21 protein-coding genes are annotated in these 18429 nt (G+C 66.0%); 1 reads left to right on the forward strand and 20 read right to left on the reverse strand.

Annotated elements, in window-relative coordinates:
* Positions 1 to 33: 33 nt before the first annotated feature.
* From AUP43_RS06440 to AUP43_RS06470, 7 genes are all read right to left on the reverse strand, one after another.
* Positions 34 to 1014, reverse strand: coding sequence for a TAXI family TRAP transporter solute-binding subunit (locus AUP43_RS06440; RefSeq protein WP_067553990.1), 981 nt, complete (start codon positions 1012 to 1014; stop codon positions 34 to 36).
* 106 nt (positions 1015 to 1120) lie between these two features.
* The gene (locus AUP43_RS06445; protein WP_067553993.1) at positions 1121 to 1942 is read right to left on the reverse strand and encodes a BKACE family enzyme; all 822 of its coding nucleotides are present in this window, start codon (positions 1940 to 1942) and stop codon (positions 1121 to 1123) included.
* Complete coding sequence (locus tag AUP43_RS06450; protein ID WP_067554083.1) at positions 1942 to 3285, reverse strand: aspartate aminotransferase family protein; 1344 nt, start codon at positions 3283 to 3285, stop codon at positions 1942 to 1944. Before AUP43_RS06450 ends, AUP43_RS06445 begins: the two co-directional genes overlap by 1 nt.
* A 78-nt stretch (positions 3286 to 3363) precedes the next feature.
* Complete coding sequence (locus AUP43_RS06455; RefSeq protein WP_084462610.1) at positions 3364 to 4029, reverse strand: ABC-type transport auxiliary lipoprotein family protein; 666 nt, start codon at positions 4027 to 4029, stop codon at positions 3364 to 3366.
* Positions 4026 to 5054 (reverse strand): MlaD family protein, encoded by a 1029-nt coding sequence (locus tag AUP43_RS06460; protein ID WP_067553999.1) that lies wholly within the window; start codon positions 5052 to 5054, stop codon positions 4026 to 4028. Before AUP43_RS06460 ends, AUP43_RS06455 begins: the two co-directional genes overlap by 4 nt.
* A 19-nt stretch (positions 5055 to 5073) precedes the next feature.
* Positions 5074 to 5850, reverse strand: a complete 777-nt coding sequence (locus AUP43_RS06465) for an ABC transporter ATP-binding protein (protein ID WP_067554002.1) — start codon at positions 5848 to 5850, stop codon at positions 5074 to 5076.
* A complete protein-coding gene (locus AUP43_RS06470; RefSeq protein ID WP_067554005.1) occupies positions 5851 to 6996 on the reverse strand; it encodes an ABC transporter permease in 1146 nt (381 codons plus the stop codon).
* A 149-nt stretch (positions 6997 to 7145) separates the two neighbouring features.
* On the opposite strand from AUP43_RS06470, the gene AUP43_RS06475 reads away from it, so the two are divergent.
* The gene (locus tag AUP43_RS06475; protein WP_067554007.1) at positions 7146 to 7661 is read left to right on the forward strand and encodes an adenine phosphoribosyltransferase; all 516 of its coding nucleotides are present in this window, start codon (positions 7146 to 7148) and stop codon (positions 7659 to 7661) included.
* 12 nt (positions 7662 to 7673) lie between these two features.
* On the opposite strand, the gene AUP43_RS06480 is transcribed toward AUP43_RS06475, so the two are convergent.
* From AUP43_RS06480 to AUP43_RS06540, 13 genes are all read right to left on the reverse strand, one after another.
* On the reverse strand, positions 7674 to 8846 hold the full coding sequence (locus AUP43_RS06480) for an amidase (RefSeq protein ID WP_067554010.1): 1173 nt from the start codon (positions 8844 to 8846) through the stop codon (positions 7674 to 7676).
* Positions 8847 to 8926: 80 nt separating this feature from the next.
* A complete protein-coding gene (locus tag AUP43_RS06485; protein WP_067554013.1) occupies positions 8927 to 9313 on the reverse strand; it encodes a type II toxin-antitoxin system VapC family toxin in 387 nt (128 codons plus the stop codon).
* Positions 9313 to 9564 (reverse strand): type II toxin-antitoxin system VapB family antitoxin, encoded by a 252-nt coding sequence (locus AUP43_RS06490; RefSeq protein WP_067554016.1) that lies wholly within the window; start codon positions 9562 to 9564, stop codon positions 9313 to 9315. Before AUP43_RS06490 ends, AUP43_RS06485 begins: the two co-directional genes overlap by 1 nt.
* 119 nt (positions 9565 to 9683) lie before the next feature.
* Complete coding sequence (locus AUP43_RS06495) at positions 9684 to 10850, reverse strand: acetyl-CoA acetyltransferase (protein WP_067554019.1); 1167 nt, start codon at positions 10848 to 10850, stop codon at positions 9684 to 9686.
* Between the two features lie 106 nt (positions 10851 to 10956).
* Complete coding sequence (locus tag AUP43_RS06500; protein WP_232314896.1) at positions 10957 to 11535, reverse strand: histidine phosphatase family protein; 579 nt, start codon at positions 11533 to 11535, stop codon at positions 10957 to 10959.
* Between the two features lie 41 nt (positions 11536 to 11576).
* Positions 11577 to 12002 (reverse strand): type II toxin-antitoxin system VapC family toxin, encoded by a 426-nt coding sequence (locus tag AUP43_RS06505; protein WP_067554022.1) that lies wholly within the window; start codon positions 12000 to 12002, stop codon positions 11577 to 11579.
* Positions 11999 to 12241: a FitA-like ribbon-helix-helix domain-containing protein gene (locus tag AUP43_RS06510; RefSeq protein WP_067554025.1), complete on the reverse strand. Its 243-nt coding sequence runs from the start codon at positions 12239 to 12241 to the stop codon at positions 11999 to 12001. The genes AUP43_RS06505 and AUP43_RS06510 overlap by 4 nt, the downstream gene beginning before the upstream one ends.
* Before the next feature lie 62 nt (positions 12242 to 12303).
* Positions 12304 to 13641 (reverse strand): dihydroorotase, encoded by a 1338-nt coding sequence (locus AUP43_RS06515; RefSeq protein ID WP_067554028.1) that lies wholly within the window; start codon positions 13639 to 13641, stop codon positions 12304 to 12306.
* Between the two features lie 2 nt (positions 13642 to 13643).
* Entirely contained in the window at positions 13644 to 14156 is a 513-nt protein-coding gene (locus AUP43_RS06520) for a PAS domain-containing protein (protein ID WP_084462611.1), read from the reverse strand.
* Between the two features lie 67 nt (positions 14157 to 14223).
* Entirely contained in the window at positions 14224 to 15171 is a 948-nt protein-coding gene (locus AUP43_RS06525) for a dihydrodipicolinate synthase family protein (protein WP_067554033.1), read from the reverse strand.
* Positions 15172 to 15255: 84 nt separating this feature from the next.
* Positions 15256 to 15825 (reverse strand): tetratricopeptide repeat protein, encoded by a 570-nt coding sequence (locus AUP43_RS06530; RefSeq protein ID WP_084462612.1) that lies wholly within the window; start codon positions 15823 to 15825, stop codon positions 15256 to 15258.
* An 82-nt stretch (positions 15826 to 15907) separates the two neighbouring features.
* Positions 15908 to 17203, reverse strand: a complete 1296-nt coding sequence (gene glcF / locus AUP43_RS06535; RefSeq protein WP_067554039.1) for a glycolate oxidase subunit GlcF — start codon at positions 17201 to 17203, stop codon at positions 15908 to 15910.
* A 3-nt stretch (positions 17204 to 17206) separates the two neighbouring features.
* Positions 17207 to 18424 carry an FAD-binding protein gene (locus AUP43_RS06540; protein WP_067554042.1) on the reverse strand — a complete coding sequence of 406 codons (1218 nt, stop codon included), beginning with the start codon at positions 18422 to 18424 and terminating at the stop codon, positions 17207 to 17209.
* Positions 18425 to 18429: the final 5 nt, after the last annotated feature.

The raw sequence follows: 18429 nt of genomic DNA on the forward strand, positions 1-18429 counted from the left end.
ACGGCCCCGTTTCCCCGATATGGACTATCGGCCTTACTTAACCAGGCCGGCTTCCTTGTAGTACTTCATCGCGCCGTCATGCAGCGGAGCGGAGATGGCATTCTTGGTCATGCCTTCCTTGCTCAGCACCTCGAAGGCCGGATGCAGTTTCTTGAACTCGTCGAAGTTCGAGAACACCGCCTTCACGGTCTGGTAGACGACGTCATTGTCGACCTTGGCCGAGGACACGACGGTGGCGCCGACGCCGAAGGTCGTGGTGTCGTTGGCGCTGCCCGTGTACATGCCGCCCGGAATCACCGCCTTGGAATAATAGGGATTGTCCGCCAGCAGCTTGTCGATGGCCGGGCCGTCGACATTCACCAGCACGGTTTCGCAGGAAGAGCTGGCTTCCTGGATCGAGCCGTTCGGATGACCGACGGTGTAGACGATGGCGTCGACCTTATTGTCGCACAGGGCCTGGCTCTGCTCGGCCGGCTTCAGCTCGGAGGCCAGCGAGAAGTCGCTGACGGTCCAGCCCTTGGCCTTCAGCACCACATCCATCGTCCCGCGCTGGCCGGAGCCGGGATTGCCGATATTGACGCGCTTGCCCTTCAGATCGTCGAAATTCTTGATCCCGGCATCCTTGCGCGCCAGCACGGTGAAGGGCTCGGGATGCAGCGAGAACACGGCCCGCAGATCCTTCATCGGCTTGCCCTCGAACTGGCCGGCCGTGCCGTTATAGGCATGGTACTGCCAGTCGGACTGGGCAATGCCGATTTCCATCTCGCCCTGGCCGATGGCGTTGATGTTGTAGATCGAGCCGCCGGTGCTCTCGACCGAGCAACGCAGGCCATGGTCCTTGCGGCCGGCATTCACCAGGCGGCAGATAGCGCCACCGGCCGGATAATAGACGCCGGTCACGCCGCCGGTGCCGATGGTGAAGAATTTCTGCTGCGCGACAGCGGCACCGTCCGCCATCACGAGGGCGCCGGCCGCGAGCGCGGCGGCGAAGGAAAGGGAGGTGAGCTTCTTCATCTGTCTGCTCCGTCGTTCTTGTTTCGTGTGATCGAATCGATCAGCGGATGCCTTTACTACGGCTTTTTACCCCGAAGACAACCCCTTGTCGCGGCTGGTCGTCGCCTTAATCGGCCAGCAGATGACGCGCCGTCGCGGCATCCGCCAAGGGCCGTCCCATCGCCCGCGCGCCTGCGGATACGCCGGCGATCAGGGCCGCATTATCGGCGGCCTGGCTGCCATCCGCCGCCTGGAGGTTATTCTCGAACCCCACGCGACTATGCCCGCCCAGCGCAACGGCCGTCAACGCGCATGCCGATTCGCGCGGGCCGAAGGCGCAGACCGCCCAGCGTTTCAGTTCCTTGCCCGCCTCCAGGAAAGGCAGCAGATCGTCGGGCGAGGAGCGCTGGCCGGCGGTGTACCGGCCCAGCACATAGAGCACGAAGGGATGTTCCTGCGGGATGATCCCGCGGGCGTGCAGATCGGCGAAGCGGGTCACTTCCGCCGCCGAATAGAGAATATATTGCACCTGGATGCGCTCGCGCAGGCACCAGGCGAAGAAGGCCGCCCCCTCCTTCTCGTCGAAGCCCTCAGGCAACAGCTCGCGCAGCGCCAGCGACACCGCCTCCGGCTTCAAGCCCTGCACCATGGCGACCTGCGCCGGCCGCTCGAACACTCCCGCCGCCTCGCTGGTCGCCTGGATGATCAGACCGTCGCCGACCGCCCGCTTCACCGCCGCGATGGAGTCGCGATAGGCGTCCACATCCAGGCTGTGCTTGCCCTCCCTGTCGCGCACATGCAGATGCAGCAGCGCCGCCCCCGCCTCATGGCAGGCGGCGGCCGTCTTCGCCATATCCTCGGCGGTCATCGGCAGGGCGGGGTGGTCGACCTTGGTGCGCCGCGCGCCGTTCGGGGCGACGGCGGAGACCAGCGGAACCCAATCCTCCATCACGCGACCGCCTTGGCTTCGGCGAACACGGAATCGAGCACGCGGCCCAGCTTGTCGACAATCTCGGCGATGTGCGTCTCGTCGATGATGAAGGGCGGGGCGAGCAGGATATGATTGCCCTGCTGGCCGTCGATGGTGCCACCGCCGGGATAGCAGATCAGACCTTCCTGCATCGCCTTCTTCTTGATCTTGTTGTGCAGCGCCAGCTTGGGATCGAATGGCTGCTTGCTGGCCCGGTCGGCCACCAGCTCGATGCCGATGAACAGGCCGCGCCCGCGAATATCGCCGACGAAATGATGATTGCCGAAGCGCTCCTCCAGCGCGGCGCGCAGTTCCGCCCCCCGCCGCTGTACATTCTCCAGCAGATTCTCGTCGCGGATCACCTTCTGCACCGCCAACGCCGCGGCGCAGGCCAGCGGGTGGCCCATATAGGTGTGGCCGTGCTGGAAGAAGCCGCTGCCCTGCTGGATCGCGTTGAAGATTTTGCCCGCCACCAGCAGCGCGCCGATCGGCTGATAGCCGGCCCCCAGCCCCTTGGCGATGCACAACAGGTCGGGCGACACGCCATCCTCGGCGCAGGCGAACAGATGGCCGGTCCGGCCCATGCCGCACATCACCTCGTCGAAGATCAGCAGCACGCCATACTGGTCGCAGATCTCGCGGATGCGCTTCAGATAACCCGGCACCGCCGGCAGCGCGCCGGCGGTCGCCCCGACCACCGGCTCGCAGGCAAACGCGGCGACGGTGTCGGAGCCGAGTTCGAGGATTTTCTTCTCCAGCTCGTTGGCCGCGCGCAGGCCGTAAGCTTCCTCGCTCTCGTCATGCCGCTTGTCGCGATAAGCGTAGCAGGGGGCGATATGATGCGCATTCTCCAGCAGGATCGGCTGGAACGGCTCGCGCCGCCACATATTGCCGCCCAGCGACAGCGCGCCCAGCGTGTTGCCGTGATAGCTCTGGCGGCGGGCGATCAGTTTGGTGCGCTGCTTCTGGCCGATCTCCAGGAAATACTGGCGGGCCATCTTCACCGCCGCCTCCATCGCCTCCGACCCGCCGGAGACGAAATACACGCGCTCCAGCCCCTCGGGCGCCTGGTCGATCAGAATATCGGCCAGCGCCTCCATCGGCGGATTGCTGAAGAAGCCGGTATGGGCGAAGGAAATCTGCTCCAGCTGCTCACGGATTGCCGTCTGCACCGCCGGATGGCTGTGCCCCAGGCAGGACACCGCCGCGCCGCCGGATGCGTCCAGATAGCGCTTGCCGTCGGTATCGACGATATAGCACCCCTCGCCCTTGGCGGCGGAGGGCAGTTCCTCACGGGTATGGCGATGAAAAACGCGGGACATGGCGGCACGCTCCGGCAGCAATTTCGACGCCGCCATCAAGGCGCGCCCGGCCCCTGCCGTCAACCCCTTGGTCGGCCCTTACCGGCGCCGGGTGGTGATGTCCCGGTCAACGCTGTCGACGATGCGCATGGTCCATTCGACAAGCGCGCGCAAGGCGGACATCAAGGCGGTGTCGAACGCGGCCGCAACGTCAATCAACTGGTCGCTGGCGGCCAGGGCGGTATATTCGAAATTGCCTGAATCCAGGATGATCCGCTGCGGCATGCGCACCAGCTTGGCGTTCATCCGCACCCGGATGGTGGGAATCTTCGCCTCGTTAAAATATTCCGCCTGAAACTCGCGCAATTCGGTCTTCAATTGGTAGTCGGCCCGCAGCCCCACCACCTCGCGGCCGATCGAGATGATCTTGCCGGTATTCTCGAAACTCTCCACCAGCAGCGTCTGGATCAGGCCGGGCGTCGTGTCGGTCCAGTTGGCCTGGGCGAAATATTCCAGGCGCAACGGGTGTCTGGTCAGCGCGATGCGCGAGCTGGACAGGCCGGCCGCCGCCTCCGGCTCCTCGATGGTGATCTGCTGGGTCAGGCGCGGCAGGTCGGCCGCGAATTCCTTCGCCGGATGCAGTTGGAACAGCCGCGTCGGCTCGCCGCGCACGGCGGCCAGCGGCGTGCAGCCGGTTGAGGCCAGCATGGTTCCGAGGCCTAGGCCCGCCAGCGCGGTGCGCCGGCTGATGGTCAAGCGTGTCATTCCGCCTCTACCCCTCGTTGCGTGTCGCCGAACAGGAAGCCGGCGGGATTGCGCTCCACCCGGGTGGTCAGCCGGTTCAAGGTGGACACCAGCCCCCGCGCCTCCGACAGGAACAAGGTGAATTCATAGAGCCCCTGATTGGCGAAATCGGAGACCGCCTGCTCATTATCGCCGACCAGATTATCCATCCGTTCCGCCACCTGGCTGAAATTGGTGGCCGCCGCGTTCAATTGCGCCAGGGAGGCCTGCAGCTTGCCGCCGATACCCTGCACCTGCTCGTCCACGCCGATCGAGGTGCCGCGGATGGTGGCGAAGGTAGCACCGGCCTCGTCCGACAATTCGCTGACGCTGGCCTGCAAATTCTGCGACAGGGCAGACAGATCTCCCGCCGCCTGGCGCAGGTCGGCCATGGTGCCGCGCGCATCGCCCAGAATGCCGTCGATATCGTCGCTGCGCTTGGCGATGGCCCCGGTAACGGTGCTGATGTCGGACAGGATGCGGGAGAAGGATTCCTGATTCTCCGGCCCCAGTATCTGCGTCGCCCGATCAGCCAGCACCAGGAAACGGTCCAGCAGCTCCGGTGCCGATTCGAACACCTGATCGATCATCGATTGCTGCGAGGGGATCACCGCGTAGCGCTGCCCCTCCGCCGGGCGCAGGCGCGGGCTCTCCTGGCTGTTGCCGCCGATCTGCACGAAGGAGGCGCCGGTGATGCCCTGGATCTGCAGCGACGCCACCGCATCTTCCTTGATCGGCACATCCTCGGGTATTTCCACCGTCACCTGCACCCGCTCCACATTGGCCGGGTCGATGCGGATATCCGTGACCCGCCCGACCGGAATGCCCCGAAAGCGCACAGGCCCGCCCTGCTGCAATCCGGTGACCGAGCTGGTGAAATAGATGCGGTAGGTCGTCACATTGCTGTCGACGTCGATCTTGGAGAGCCACAGCACGAAGACGAAGAACCCCGCGATCAGGGCGATCACGAAGGCGCCAACGGTCACATGGCTGGCTTTGGTTTCCACGCGGGGGGCCTACCTCTGGTCAGCTTGCGGGGGCGGCCATGCCGGCGACCTGCCGGGCACGCACGCCGTGGAAGTAGGAACGAAGCCAGGGCTGATCCAGCTCCATCAGCTCGGCCATTGTGCCGACCACGACTTTTTTGTCCACCAGGGCGGAAATCCGGTCGGTCACCGCCACCAGGCTGTCGAGATCGTGGGTCACCATCACCACCGTAAGGTCGAGGGACTGCTGCAGGTTCCGGATCAGCTCGTCGAAATCGGCCGCGCCGATGGGGTCGAGACCGGCGGTCGGCTCGTCCAGGAACAAAAGGTCCGGGTCCAACGCCAGGGCGCGCGCCAGGCCGGCGCGCTTGCGCATGCCGCCGGACAGCTCGGACGGAAATTTCGGCCCGGCATTGGCCGGCAGCCCGACCAGCGCCAGCTTCATCAGCGCCAGTTCGTCCATCAACGCCTGGGACAGTCCGCCGCGCTCGCGCATCGGCACCTGGATATTCTCCGCCACGGTCAGCGAGCTGAACAGCGCGCCATCCTGGAACAGCACGCCCCAGCTTTCGCGCGCCCGGCGCATCGCCGCCTCGTCATTCAGCACATCGCCGCCCAGCACGCGGATATCGCCGGCGGCCGGGCGGATCAGCCCGATAATTTCCTTCAGCAGCACCGACTTGCCGGTGCCCGACCCGCCGACCACGCCCATCACCTCACCCCGGCGCACGGCGAAATCCAGATCCTCGTGGATCACCTGGCGGCCGAACTGGGTGCGCAGGCCGGTGACCTCGATGATATTTTCCGCTGCCGCCACCTAGACCCCCATGACCTGAAACAGGATGGAGAAGGCGGCATCGGCGATGATCACCAGAAAGATCGATTCGACAACCGATTGCGTTGTCAGCCGGCCGACGCTCTCCGCGCTGCCGGAGACGCGCAGCCCCTCGAAGCAGCCGACCAGGGCGATAATCGCGGCGAAGAACGGCGCCTTCACCATGCCGACCCAGAAATGCGAGATGTCGGTCGCATTGGCCAGCTGGCGCATATATTGGTCGGGCGGGATATCCAGCAGGAACAGGCAGATCACCCCGCCGCCGGCCAGGCCCATGATGTCGGCGAAGAAGGTCAGCAGCGGCAGCGACACCATCAGCGCCAGCATGCGCGGCAGCACCAGCACCTCGATGGGGTCGAGGCCCATGGTCTGCATCGCGTCGACCTCCTGATTCACCTTCATGGTGCCGATCTGGGCGGTAAACGCGCTGCCCGACCGGCCGGCGACAATGATCGCGGTGATCAGGATTCCCAGCTCGCGCAGGATCGACACGCCGAGCAGATTCACGGTGAAGATTTCCGCCCCGAAGGTGCGCAGCTGCTCCGCGCCCTGATAGGCCAGCACCACGCCGATCAGGAAAGTCAGCAACCCCACGATGGGCAATGCATCCAGCCCGGTTTTCTCGATCTGATGCACCAGCGCGGTATAGCGCAGCCGGCTGGGCTGGCGCAGCACCCGGCCCATCGTCACCGTCGCCAGGCCCAGAAAGCCGATCAGTTGCCGGCCCTGCTGGCCAGCGCCGACCACCCCGCCGCCAATGCGCCCCACGAAGTCGACAATGCCATTGCCCTTGGCGGGCGGGGCAGGCGTCTCACGCTCGGTCTCACCCACGCGCTCCAGCAGCACGGCGTGGGCAGGGGCGAAATTATCGAACGCCGGTTCGGCCTGATCGCCCGACAGACGCCGGCCCAGGCGCACCAGCAGCCATGCGCCGGCCGTGTCGAGCTGGCCCAGTCCGCCGCCATCGATGCGCACCGCGCCGGCGGACGGCTCCAACCGCTTCAGATCGCGATCCAGCGCCGCCGCGCGGTCCAGCGTCCAGTCGCCAAGCGGCCGGAACAGCCGGCCCTGGCCGCTGCCGCTATCCGTCATCTCGAAGGGAGCGTCGGTGGGATAGGTGTCGGTCATGCAGGGGGCTAACGCCGTCACGCGGCAAAGGTTGCGGGAGGGGGCGAGTGCGGGGGCATCATACATGGAAGCCCCGGCGCGCGCATTGTCTGTCGCCCACGGGGCCGATACAGTTGCGCGACCTGCTTCCCGCCAGACGGAAAACCGCCATGAACATCAAGGACCATATCCGCGAAGTGCCGGATTTCCCGAAGCCGGGCATCCTGTTCTACGACATCTCCACCTTGTTGATGCATCCGGCCGCCTGGCGTCACACGGTGGAGCAACTTGCCGAGGCGATGGCCCCGCACAAGCCCGACCTGCTGGCCGGCATCGAATCCCGCGGCTTCCTGGTTTCCGCTCCGCTGGCGCTGAAACTCGGCTGCGGCTTCATCATGCTGCGCAAGAAGGGCAAGCTGCCGGGTGCTACGGTGAAGCACAGCTACGACCTGGAATACGGCACCGACACCATCGAAATCCAGGAAGGCGCGGTGCAGCCCGGCCAGAAGGTGGTGCTGGTCGACGATCTGCTGGCCACCGGCGGCACCATGGCGGCCGCCGCGCACCTGATCCGCAAGGTCGGCGGCGTGGTCCCCGCCGCCGCCTGCATCATCGAGCTGACCTTCCTGAACGGCCGCTCGAAGCTCGACATGCCGGTGACGACCCTGGCGCAATACGACGTGTAGGGCCGGACCGGCCTACCCCGCCAGCCGCTCGGCCAATTCCAGCAGCAGCCAGTCGCTGCCGGGCAGGGCGGCGAGCGACAGGCCGACCGGCGCGCCGTCAAGCTTGGCCAGCGGCAAAGTCACTTGCGGCAGCCCGGCAAGCCCGGCGGTGCAGGTGAGTTGCAGCATCGCCATGCGGTAGGCGTTCTCCGCCTCCTTGGAGATCGTCTTCTGCGCGGCCGGGCCGCTGGAGGTGGGAAGGCACAGCACGTCGCCCGGCTGCAGCACGGCGGCGATGCGCTTGCGCACCCGGACGCGCACGGCGTTCGCCCTGGCCAGTTCCTCCGCCGTCACCTTGCTGCCGGCGACGAAGCGCTCCATGATTTCCGGCGCCATTTTCGGCTGGGTGCGGGTGATCCAGTCGCCATGCGTGGTCCAGGCTTCGTGCCCCTGGATCAGCCGGAAGGCGGTCTGCCAGGCGGGAAAGCCATCGGGGTTGATGGTCAGGTAATGGCGTGGACCGACCGCCTTGATCGCCTGTTGCAGCGCCGGCTCCAGCGCCGCGCGGGCGGCCGGGTCGGCCAGCGCGAAGCAATCGCTGGCGATCAGGATGCGGCCATGCGGGATGCGCTCGCGCGGGCCCAGCAACGCCTCGCCAACGCGCGCCAGCATTGCCGCGTCGCGGGCGAACCAGCCGACCGTGTCGAAACTGTCGGCCAGCGGCACCAGGCCATCCTTCGCCACCCTTCCATGCGTGGTGCGGATGCCGTAAAGCCCGCAATTATTCGCCGGAACGCGCACCGAACCGCCGGTATCGGTACCCAGCGCGGTATCGACCAGCCCGGCCGCCACCGCCGCCGCCGAGCCGCTGGAGGAACCGCCGGGCAGCCGGTCCGGCGCTGCCGCATTGACCGGCGTGCCGTAATGCATGTTCACGCCGGACAGGCTGTAGGCCAGCTCGTCGGTAATCACCTTGCCCGCCAGACTCGCCCCGGCATCGAGCAGCTTCTGCACCGCGGATGCGGTGGCCGAGGCCGGCGCATGCGTCGCCAGCCAGTCGGGATTGCCGGCTCCAGTGACATGGCCCGCCACATCGAACAGATCCTTGGCCGCGAAGGTAAGGCCCGATAGCGGGCCGCCCGGCTTGCCCTCGATGCGGATATCGCCATGCGGGCAGAACGCGCCCACCCGGTCCTGAATGCTCATGCTTGGGTTCCTGTCGTCGCGTCGCCGGCCACACCCCGCCGGCAGCCGCAGTGCAGCGGAAGTGCGGCGGCATTGCAAGGCTATAGCGCGGGAATATCCGTCGCGGCGAAATCGTCGCCCTTGAACAGCAGCGGCTCACCGGTGACGCGGGCCAGCGCATAGGCGAACAGATCGCCAAAATTCAAACCGGCCGGATGCCGCCCCTTGCCGAAGCGCCGCGCCGCCGCGCGGGCAATCTCCGCCTGCTCGGCATCCACCGGCACAATCTCGAAGCCGGCGCGGTGGATAAGAAGATCCAGCTCCCGCCCGGCCGCCTCGCCCGCCCTGGCCTCGACCACCAGCCCCGCCTCGATCAGCGTGCCGGCCGAGAGCAGCCGCACATCGGCCGCCGCGATGCGCTCGTTGAAGGCTCGCCGCTCCGGCTCGTCGAACAGGATGGCGAGCAACGCCGAGGTATCGACCACCATCAGCGCGGCAGCCCGTATTCGTCATAGCCGATAATGTCGTCGGCGGAACGCCCGTCCTGTCGGGGCAGGCGGGCGCAGCGCAAGGCGATGTCGTCCAGCTCGTCGGCCAAAGACCGGTGCTTCTGCAACTGCAGCCGCTGGAGACGCTCCTTCAAGGCCTGCGTTACCGCCTCGGTCAGGCTCTCGCCGGTCCGCTTCGCCAATTCCCGCGCCAGGCGGTCGGCCTCGTCATCCTTAATGCTGAGCGCCATTTTCTACCTCTATGGATAATTTTCTATAAAGGTAGACATCGAAGGTCGATGCGTAAAGCAGCATAAACGAAAACAGCCCGGCGCGAGGGCCGGGCTGTCCGTGATCGTCAGGCGGCCGCTTAGCGTAGAGGCTCCAGGATCGAGACGTAATTGGCGACGGCGGCACCACCCATGTTGAAGATGCCGGCCAGCTTGGCGTCCTTCACCTGCATGTCGCCGGCGGTTCCGGTGAGTTGCATGGCTGAGAGAACGTGCATCGATACGCCGGTCGCGCCAATCGGGTGGCCCTTGGCCTTCAGACCGCCGGACGGGTTGATCGGCAGCTTGCCGGCCTTCTCAACCCAGCCTTCCTCAATGGCGACATGGCCCTTGCCGCGCGGGGTGAGGCCCATCGCCTCATATTCCAACAGCTCGGCGATGGTGAAGCAGTCATGCGTCTCGACCAGCGACAGATCGTCGAGGCCGAGGCCGGACTGCGCGAAGGCGCGCTTCCAGGCGGTCTCGCAGCCCTCGAACAGGGTGATGTCGCGCTTCGACATCGGCAGGAAGTCGTTCACCTGCTGCGCGGCGCGGAAGATCACTGCCTTGTCCATGCCCAGCGCGGTATCGACATCGGTCAGCACCAGGGCGGCGGCGCCATCGGAAACCAGCGAGCAATCGGTGCGCTTCAGCGGGCCGGCGACCAGCGGGTTCTTCTCCGACACGGTCTTGCAGAACTCGTAGCCCAGATCCTTGCGCAGCTGCGCATAGGGGTTGGACACGCCGTTCTTGTGGTTCTTCGCGGCGATGCGGGCCATGGCGTCGGACTGATCGCCATGCTTCTGGAAATATTTCTGCGCGATCTGGCCGAAAATGCCGGCGAAGCCGCCTTCGATGTCGCCATCTTCCTTCAGATAGCCGGCCTTGATCAGCGTCTCGCCGACCTGCTGGCCGGAAACCTCGGTCATCTTTTCCACGCCGACCACCAGCACGCGCTTCGCCTTCTTCGCGGCAATGGCGTTCAGGCCCATATGGATCGCGGCAGAACCGGTGGCGCAGGCATTCTCCACCCGGGTCGACGGCTTGAAGCGAAAGCGGTCATCGGCCTGGAACACCAGGGACGAGGTGAAATCCTGGCGCACGAAGCCGCCGTTGAAATGGCCGAGATAGATTTCGTCGATATCGTCCGGGCCGAGCCCGGCATCCTCCATCGCCGCGACGGCGACCTTCACGATCAGGCTTTCGACATCAGCGCCTTCATGCTTACCGAAGGGCAGATGCGACCAGCCGACGATACAAGCGGTCATGGTGGTGAACTCCCATTGTCGTTCCGGCCCTTACGGCCTGTTGCAGCGCAACAATAGCAGAGGGAGAGCCGAGGCCAAGAATGAATCGCTGTTCACTAAATGGCGATCAATCGCCGATCCGCAATCGCCCCAGCACCTCGAATCCGGCGTCGCTGCCCTTCGCCGGGCGCAGGACGACCCCCTCGCCCGAGGCCGGGAAAATGCTGGTCAGCGCGGTGATGTTCACCTGATGCGACACCATGACCAGCGTGCCCGGCCCGGTATAGCCGGCAATCACGGCACGGGTATCCTCGGTCTGCTGGTTCCGGTCGCCCCGGCCGGCGAAGAAGGAATTCAAGGGCGGAAATGGCTCGGGTTCGACAAAGGCCAGCCGGGCGGTGTCGAGCGACCGGCACCATTGGCTGGACAGCACGCGCGAGACCGTCACGCCATTCTCGCGGAAGGAGGCCCCGATCCGCCGGGCCTGCTCTCGCCCCTGGTCGTTCAGATTGCGCTGGGTCGCGCAATCATCGACGCGAAACCCTTCCGGATCGCCGCCGCCGGGCGCGATGGCGTGACGGAAGATCACCACCTTGCCGCCGTCGCGCAACGCCTGCCACAGCGCCGCTTCGGACAGCTCGGCCCGGGCGGTGACGGGGATAGCCAGGACGCAAACCACCAGCAGAACCAGCTGCCGCATCATCATCGGGGCGCTCCTTCAATAAGAGGACACGCCCTAGAAATGGATCAGCCCGGCCATTCGTCCAGCAGCCGCAGCTTCGCATGCGCGGCGGCCCCGCGCTCGATCAGCGTCCGGTCGGCGGTGACGAGGGGGCAGTCAAAGCGTTTTGCCAATGCCAGATACAGGCAATCCGGCAAAGGATGGCGGATCGCGAGCGCAAGATCGACCGCCGATGCCAGCAATTCATCCATCGCCACAAGGTGCAATGCGCCCTTGGCCAGAAGATTCTGCCATTGCTCCAACGCCCCACGCACATCTCCCTCGGAGAAATGAGCGGTGCGGTGGCGGCGCGTAATGGCGGATGCAACCTCAAGTCGCGCAATATTCGGCGCGATCAGCAGATCGGAATAATCTCGCAGCCTAAGCGCCGCCTGATCATGAGCCTCCGGCAACACCCACTTCGCCGCAACGCTAGCATCGACGACGATCATCCCAGGCGATCGCGTTCCAAACGGATATCCGGCGCGCTATCCGGGAGCTCACCATATTTTTGGCGCAACTCCTCCCGGAACGTGGAAGCACTGTCAAATGCCTCGTGTCGTGGTCCCATCGCCGCCTCGGTCAGCACAAGGCGCAGTTCTTCCTCCAGGCTGCGGCCAGCGTTGCGCGCGCGGATTTTCAGGGTCTCGACGACCCAGTCGCTCAGCTTGCGGATTTTCACGTCGGCCATGTCACCCTCCCGGAGGATTGCTTCATGACCCCAATATTAGCGTTTGACCCCACGGGGTCAATCTAGCCATTCAGCGTCTCGGTGAAGCGGACCGGCTTGCCGAGGGGCTTGTCCTGAACCTCGCCGTCGCGCATGACGATATTGCCGCGGATGATGGTGGCCATCGGCCAGCCGGTGACTTCCATGCCGTCGAACGGGGTCCAGCCGGATTTGTTGGCCATCATGGCGTGGGTGATGGTTCTTTTGGCGTTCATGTCGACCAGCGTCAGATCGCCGTCATAGCCCAGCGCGATGCGGCCCTTGCCGGCGATGCCGTATAGCCGCTGCGGACCGGCGCAGACGAGATCGACCAGCCGTTCCAGCGTCAGCCTTCCCGCATTCACATGGTCCAGCATGACCGGCAGCAGCGTCTGCACGCCGGGCATGCCGGACGGGCTTTCGGGATAGGGCTTAGCCTTCTCATCGCGGGTGTGCGGCGCATGGTCGGAGCCCAGCACGTCGACCACGCCGGTGGCGATGCCCCGCCACAGGCCGGCGCGGTGTGCAGCGTCGCGGATCGGCGGGTTCATCTGCGCGAAGCTGCCGAGCCGGTCATAACAATCCGGCGCTTCCAGCGTCAGATGCTGCGGCGTGGTCTCGACGGTGACGAAATCCTTGTACTCGGCCAAATAGTCGATCTCGTCCGCGGTGGTGATATGCAGCACATGCACGCGCCGGCCGGTCTTGCGCGCAAGGTTGCAGACCCGGCGGGTGGCGTTCAGCGCGGTTTCGACATCGCGCCAGTCGGGATGGGCGCGGGGGTGCCCCGCCTCCTTGGCGACATGCGCGCGGGCGCGCAGCCGCATCTCGTCCTCGGCATGCACGGCGACGCGTCGCACGCCGTCCAGCAGCAGCGCCTCCAGCGTCGCATCATCCTCGACCAGCAGCGAGCCGGTGGAGGACCCCATGAACACTTTCACGCCGCAGCAGCCCGGCAGCCGCTCCAAGCTGACCAGATTGCCGATATTCTCGGGCGCAGCCCCCATGAAGAAGGCATGGTCGCACCAGGCGCGGCCCCGCGCGCGGTTCAGCTTGTCGGCCAGCGCATCCTCGTCGGTGGTGGATGGCTTGGTGTTCGGCATCTCGAAGATCGCCGTGACGCCGCCAAGGATCGCGCCGCGCGTGCCGGATTCCAGATCTTCCTTATGCTCGTTGCCGGGCTCGCGGAAATGCACCTGTGTGTCGATCACGCCGGGCAGCACGATCAGGCCGGAAGCGTCGAAAACCTCCGCCGCCTTGGCGTTGCGCAGATCGCCCAGCGCCGCGATGCGGCCGCCGCGAATGCCGATATCGACGCGCTCCCGTCCGTTCGGGGTGACGGCAATGCCGCCGGCGACGAGAAGATCGAAACTATCCTGCATGGTCAGGCCTTTCCGGAAGATACGTCGGAGGAGCGCAAATAAACCGTGATCGCGAGGATCATGTCGACTCTAATTCCGTCGGCCGCAAGCGGCAGCATGATGCGCTCCAGCACCACATGCTGCTTGTCGATGTGATAGGTCGGCGGCCCTTTGCGATAGCTTGGCCGGCCTTCCGCCACGGTCACGTAATCCTGGTAATTGGCGCTGCCCAGGAAATGCGGAAAGGCGATATCGAGCCATTCCCCCGTCGGATCATGGCCCATGGCGATCACATGTTCCGTGCCCATCAACCGGGCGCGAAAGCGCAGCGGGTCACGAACTATATCGACCAGCCAGAGCCAGCGCAGCAGACGCGGCAAATCCAACGGGTCGATATCCGCCCGGCCCGGCAGACGGTCACCCCGGCATCGCGCGCGCCAGTAATCGTAGAGCGCGCGAATGCGGGTATCCCAGCCGGTTGTATCAAGCGGCGATGACGTCTCGGCGGAAATCTCGGCTTCCTTCCTCTCAGCCAGTCAGGGCTGCGTTCTACCCTATACCGCCGGGAGGAAGGGGTGCGACATATCGCCGGGTCGAATCGCGTCAGGCCGGTACTTTTTCAGCCCCAGCGAGCATCTGCGCGTTATAGGCGAGCAATTCCTTGGCCGCCTTCTGGATCGCCGCGTGGTGTTCCGCGCCGATATTCGAGAGCATCGGCAGGATCGGCCCCATATCGCCGATGCCGCCCAGCGTCACCGCCTCGTGCAGCACGCGGATCGGCGACAGCCCGTCGCGCAGATCCTCCAGGGCGATGTAATTGGCGCGGATTTTCTCCGCCTGCTCGTAATCCTTGGCCTTCAAGGCGCGCAGCAGCGCCATCGAGCCGGCCGGGCCGACGCAGACCGAGCCGGAGGTGAAGCCGTTCAGCCCCCAATCGCGCAGATGCACGATGGCCGGCCGCTCGCCGATGCCGCTGATGATGTAGCTGCGGTCGACCAGCTTCACCAATTCCTCCAGATAGGCATCCTTGCGCGGGTCTTCGCGCACGATGGCGTATTTGATGCCGGCGACCAGCCCGTCATCGACCAGCCGGGCGACATTCTCCGGGTTCAGCACGCCTTCGTTCTTCACATAGACGATCGCCGGCTTGCCGAACGCATCGACGAAGCGGCGGATGCCGTTCTCGGAGCCTTCCGGCGTGCCGGGGAATTGCAGCGGCAGCATCATCGCGGTGGGGAAATCGCGATCGCGCAGGATCTTCGCCTGGTCGAGCGCCCGGCCGAAATCCGGCCCGACCGAGGGGATGACCCAGGTCTGCGCGCCGGTGATCTCCTCCAGCATGTCCAGCACGGCGGGATATTCGCCGGCGCCGATATTGTAGAAATTGGCATTGCCGCCATACATCAGCGTGGAGACGCCGCCAGCCTCCAGATGCTTGACCAGCGCCTGGTTGGCCGCCTTGTTCAGGCTGAGATCGGCATTGCGCGCAAGCGGCGGAACGGCCAGCACCGAACGGCGCAGATCGTCGGGCGTAACAGGCATGGTCTTCATCTGGGGTCCTCCGTTTCTGATTTGGCGACACGATGCGGCGCGTCGGCATCAGGGTCAAGGCTTGTCAGGAGGGATAACAGGCTATTACGTCCGCTCGCCCTCCACGGCGCGCTGCAGATCCTTCACCGCATCGCGCGCGTTCGGCATGTTGGGATGGATTTCCAGCGCCTTCTGGAAGGCCCGCAAGGCCGGCTTCTTCCGGTCGAGTTGCAGATAGATCAGGCCCAGGCCGGCCAGCGCGCCGAAATGCTTCGGCTCGATCTCCAGCACCCGCTCGATATCGATGACCGAAGCGGTGTAATTGCCCTGCAGGTAATACACGGTGGCCCGCTTGTTCCAGCCCTCGGCGAAATCCGGGGCGATGCGCACCATCTCGCCGAAATGCAGCAGGGCGGCCTCGTAATCCTCGCGTTCCATCGCGCCGATGCCCATGCGCATCAGCAGATTCACGTCCTCGATATCGGTCCAGGTCCAGATATGCCAGATCTGCGCTTCCAGAAGCTTGGCGACCGCCGGGTCCTTGGCGTTCTTCAATTGCTGGAACAGCGGCTCCAGCCGCGCATCGTTGCGTGAGTTCGCCCCCGTCGCATGCGCCGCCCCGCCCCAGAGGATGGCGGCCAGCAACAATGCGAGAAAAAGAGAAGCACGCTTCATAAGTAGAGTATGGAATGCCGCCGCCGCGCCGCCAAGGGGGCAGCATAAAATCGGCGATACCCTTTGAGACGGCCGCTTGCGCCTAAACCCGCGGCTCCAGCACCTGCGGCTTCGGGCCGCCGGTGGCCCAGTCGAGCAGTTCGACCGTGTGGACGATGGGGATGCCGGTGCCGCTGCCGATCTGGGTCATGCAGCCGAGATTGCCGGTGGCGATGAGGGAGGGCTGCGTGGCCTCGATATTCGCCACCTTGCGGTCGCGCAGGCGGGTCGCCAGTTCCGGTTGCAGCATGTTGTAGGTGCCGGCGGAGCCGCAGCAGAGATGGCCTTCCGGCACCTCCTTCACGGTGAAGCCCGCCGCCTGCAGTAGGGCGCGCGGCTCGGTCCTGATCTTCTGGCCGTGCTGCATGGAGCAGGCGGAATGGTAGGCGACATCGAGCCCGGTTTCGGTCACCGGCGCAGACAGGCCAAGGGTCGCCATCACCTCTGTTACATCCTTGGCGAGCGCCGAGATCGTGGCGGCCTTGCCGGCCCAGTCCGCATCCTCACGGAACATGAAGCCGTAATCCTTCACCGTGGTGCCGCAGCCCGACGCGTTGATGATTATGGCGTCCAGCCCCTCACCCTCGACTTCCCGTATCCAGGCGGCGATGGTCGCCTTGGCGGAAGCGTGGGCGGCCTCCTCCTTGCCCATGTGATGGGTCAGCGCCCCGCAGCAGCCGGCCCCCTTCGCCACCACCACCTCGCAGCCATGGCGTGTCAGCAGGCGGATGGTCGCTTCATTGATGCCGGGGGCGAGCACCGGCTGGGCGCAGCCATTCAACAGGGCGACGCGCAGGCGGCGTTCGCCCACCGCCGGGAAAATCTGCGGCCGGTCGGTGTGCGAGCGGCCGAGCGGTGCGGTCGGGGCCAGCTTCACCATCGCGCGCAGCCGCGCCGGCAGCAGCCCGGCGACAGGCTTCGCCAGTACCGCCCCCAGCAGCGCCAGGCGGAAGCGGCCGGGATGCGGCAGTATGGCGGCCAGCAGATTGCGCACCAGGCGATCCGTGAAGGGCCGCTTGTAGGTCCGCTCGATATGAGTGCGGGCATGATCGACCAGATGCATGTAATGCACCCCGGACGGGCAGGTCGTCATGCAGGACAGGCAGGACAGGCACCGGTCGATATGCTTGGTCACCTTTTCGGTGGCGGGGCGGTCGCCCTCCAGCATGTCCTTGATCAGGTAGATGCGGCCGCGCGGGCTGTCCAGCTCGTCTCCCAGCAGCGCGTAGGTCGGGCAGGTGGCGGTGCAGAAGCCGCAATGCACGCAGGACCGCAGGATGTCGTTGGCCACCGCGATATCCGGATCGGCAAGCTGGGCCAGGGAGAAATTGGTCTGCATCCGTCAGGCTCCGGGATAGAGGCGGCCAGGGTTCAGCACGCCGCGCGGATCGAAGGCCTCCTTCACCCGCCGGCTGAGGGCGGCCAGCGCCGCATGCTGAGGCTGGAACACCGGCACGGCGGCGCGGACATCGGCGGATGCCCGGATCAGCGTCGCGTGCCCACCGCCGGTCGCGGCCACGGCGGCGCGCACCGCATCGGCATGGGCGTCGGGGGCAGGCGGCAATCCCAGCCAGACCAGCCCGCCGGCCCAGTCGAAGTAATAGGCCGCATCCGGCAGGGCGGCCGCCACCGCCGGCCCGCTGAGCGGCGCCACGGAGATACGCCAGATCTGCAGATCCGGCCGCGCGGCGAAGGGGACGACATCCGCCAGTTCGCGCCAGAAGCGGAGCGAGTTGTGGGTGTGCAGCTCCTCCACCTGGCCGAAGCCGGCCAGCAGGGCGCGCAGCGCGCGGCAGCGATGCTCGACCGAGGGGCCGGGGCCTTCGACGCGGATCGCGGTAACCCCCGCCCCCGCCTCGCGCACATAGGACACGCCGGAACCGGCGGCGATGCCGGAAGGCAGATGGGCGGCGGCGGAAACCTCGTGCGGGCTGGTCATGGCCAGGGCCATGGCGCGGGCGGCGGCCTCATCGTCCAGCCCCAGAACCAGCACGGTATAGGTCTTCTCCGGCGCGGGCAGCACCTTGAAGGTCAGCTCCGAGGCGACGGTAAGCGTGCCGTAGGCGCTGCAGAACAGCTTCGGCAGATCGTAGCCAGTGACGTTCTTCACCACCCGGCTGCCGGATTTATAGCTCTCGCCCCGGCCGCTGACGCCCTTGAAGCCCAGTATATGGTCGCGCGCCGCCCCGGCCTTCAGGCGACGCGGGCCGGCGATGTTGCAGGCGAAGGTGCCGGCGATGCTGCCCATGCCCGCCGGCTGGCCCAGCAGCGGCCCCCAATCGCCCGGCTCGAAGGCGAGTTGCTGGTTCTGCTCGGCCAGCGCCGATTCGATCTCGGCCAGCGTCGTTCCCGGGCCGGCGCTCATCACCAGCTCGTCGGCCTCATACAGGCTGATGCCGGAGAAAGCGGAGGTGTCCAGCGTATGATCGGTCTGCATGGTGCGGCCCAGCGTGCGCTTGGTACCGCGCGCGACGATCTCCAGCGGGGTTTCCTCGGCCACCGCCCAGGCCACGGCGTCACGCAGCTGATCCAGCGTTTCGGGGCGCATCGTATCGCTCATGACGG

The sequence above is a fragment of the Oceanibaculum pacificum genome (genome assembly GCF_001618175.1).
GTDB lineage: Bacteria > Pseudomonadota > Alphaproteobacteria > Oceanibaculales > Oceanibaculaceae > Oceanibaculum > Oceanibaculum pacificum.

Coding starts and splice junctions, on each gene's coding strand:
- AUP43_RS06440 (WP_067553990.1), bottom strand. CDS start 1,014: ATGAAGAAGCTCACCTCCCTTTCCTTCGCCGCCGCGCTCGCGGCCGGC.
- AUP43_RS06445 (WP_067553993.1), bottom strand. CDS start 1,942: ATGGAGGATTGGGTTCCGCTGGTCTCCGCCGTCGCCCCGAACGGCGCG.
- AUP43_RS06450 (WP_067554083.1), bottom strand. CDS start 3,285: ATGTCCCGCGTTTTTCATCGCCATACCCGTGAGGAACTGCCCTCCGCC.
- AUP43_RS06455 (WP_084462610.1), bottom strand. CDS start 4,029: ATGACACGCTTGACCATCAGCCGGCGCACCGCGCTGGCGGGCCTAGGC.
- AUP43_RS06470 (WP_067554005.1), bottom strand. CDS start 6,996: ATGACCGACACCTATCCCACCGACGCTCCCTTCGAGATGACGGATAGC.
- AUP43_RS06475 (WP_067554007.1), top strand. CDS start 7,146: ATGAACATCAAGGACCATATCCGCGAAGTGCCGGATTTCCCGAAGCCG.
- AUP43_RS06480 (WP_067554010.1), bottom strand. CDS start 8,846: ATGAGCATTCAGGACCGGGTGGGCGCGTTCTGCCCGCATGGCGATATC.
- AUP43_RS06485 (WP_067554013.1), bottom strand. CDS start 9,313: ATGGTGGTCGATACCTCGGCGTTGCTCGCCATCCTGTTCGACGAGCCG.
- AUP43_RS06490 (WP_067554016.1), bottom strand. CDS start 9,564: ATGGCGCTCAGCATTAAGGATGACGAGGCCGACCGCCTGGCGCGGGAA.
- AUP43_RS06495 (WP_067554019.1), bottom strand. CDS start 10,850: ATGACCGCTTGTATCGTCGGCTGGTCGCATCTGCCCTTCGGTAAGCAT.
- AUP43_RS06500 (WP_232314896.1), bottom strand. CDS start 11,535: ATGATGATGCGGCAGCTGGTTCTGCTGGTGGTTTGCGTCCTGGCTATC.
- AUP43_RS06505 (WP_067554022.1), bottom strand. CDS start 12,002: ATGATCGTCGTCGATGCTAGCGTTGCGGCGAAGTGGGTGTTGCCGGAG.
- AUP43_RS06510 (WP_067554025.1), bottom strand. CDS start 12,241: ATGGCCGACGTGAAAATCCGCAAGCTGAGCGACTGGGTCGTCGAGACC.
- AUP43_RS06515 (WP_067554028.1), bottom strand. CDS start 13,641: ATGCAGGATAGTTTCGATCTTCTCGTCGCCGGCGGCATTGCCGTCACC.
- AUP43_RS06525 (WP_067554033.1), bottom strand. CDS start 15,171: ATGAAGACCATGCCTGTTACGCCCGACGATCTGCGCCGTTCGGTGCTG.
- AUP43_RS06530 (WP_084462612.1), bottom strand. CDS start 15,825: ATGAAGCGTGCTTCTCTTTTTCTCGCATTGTTGCTGGCCGCCATCCTC.
- glcF (WP_067554039.1), bottom strand. CDS start 17,203: ATGCAGACCAATTTCTCCCTGGCCCAGCTTGCCGATCCGGATATCGCG.
- AUP43_RS06540 (WP_067554042.1), bottom strand. CDS start 18,424: ATGAGCGATACGATGCGCCCCGAAACGCTGGATCAGCTGCGTGACGCC.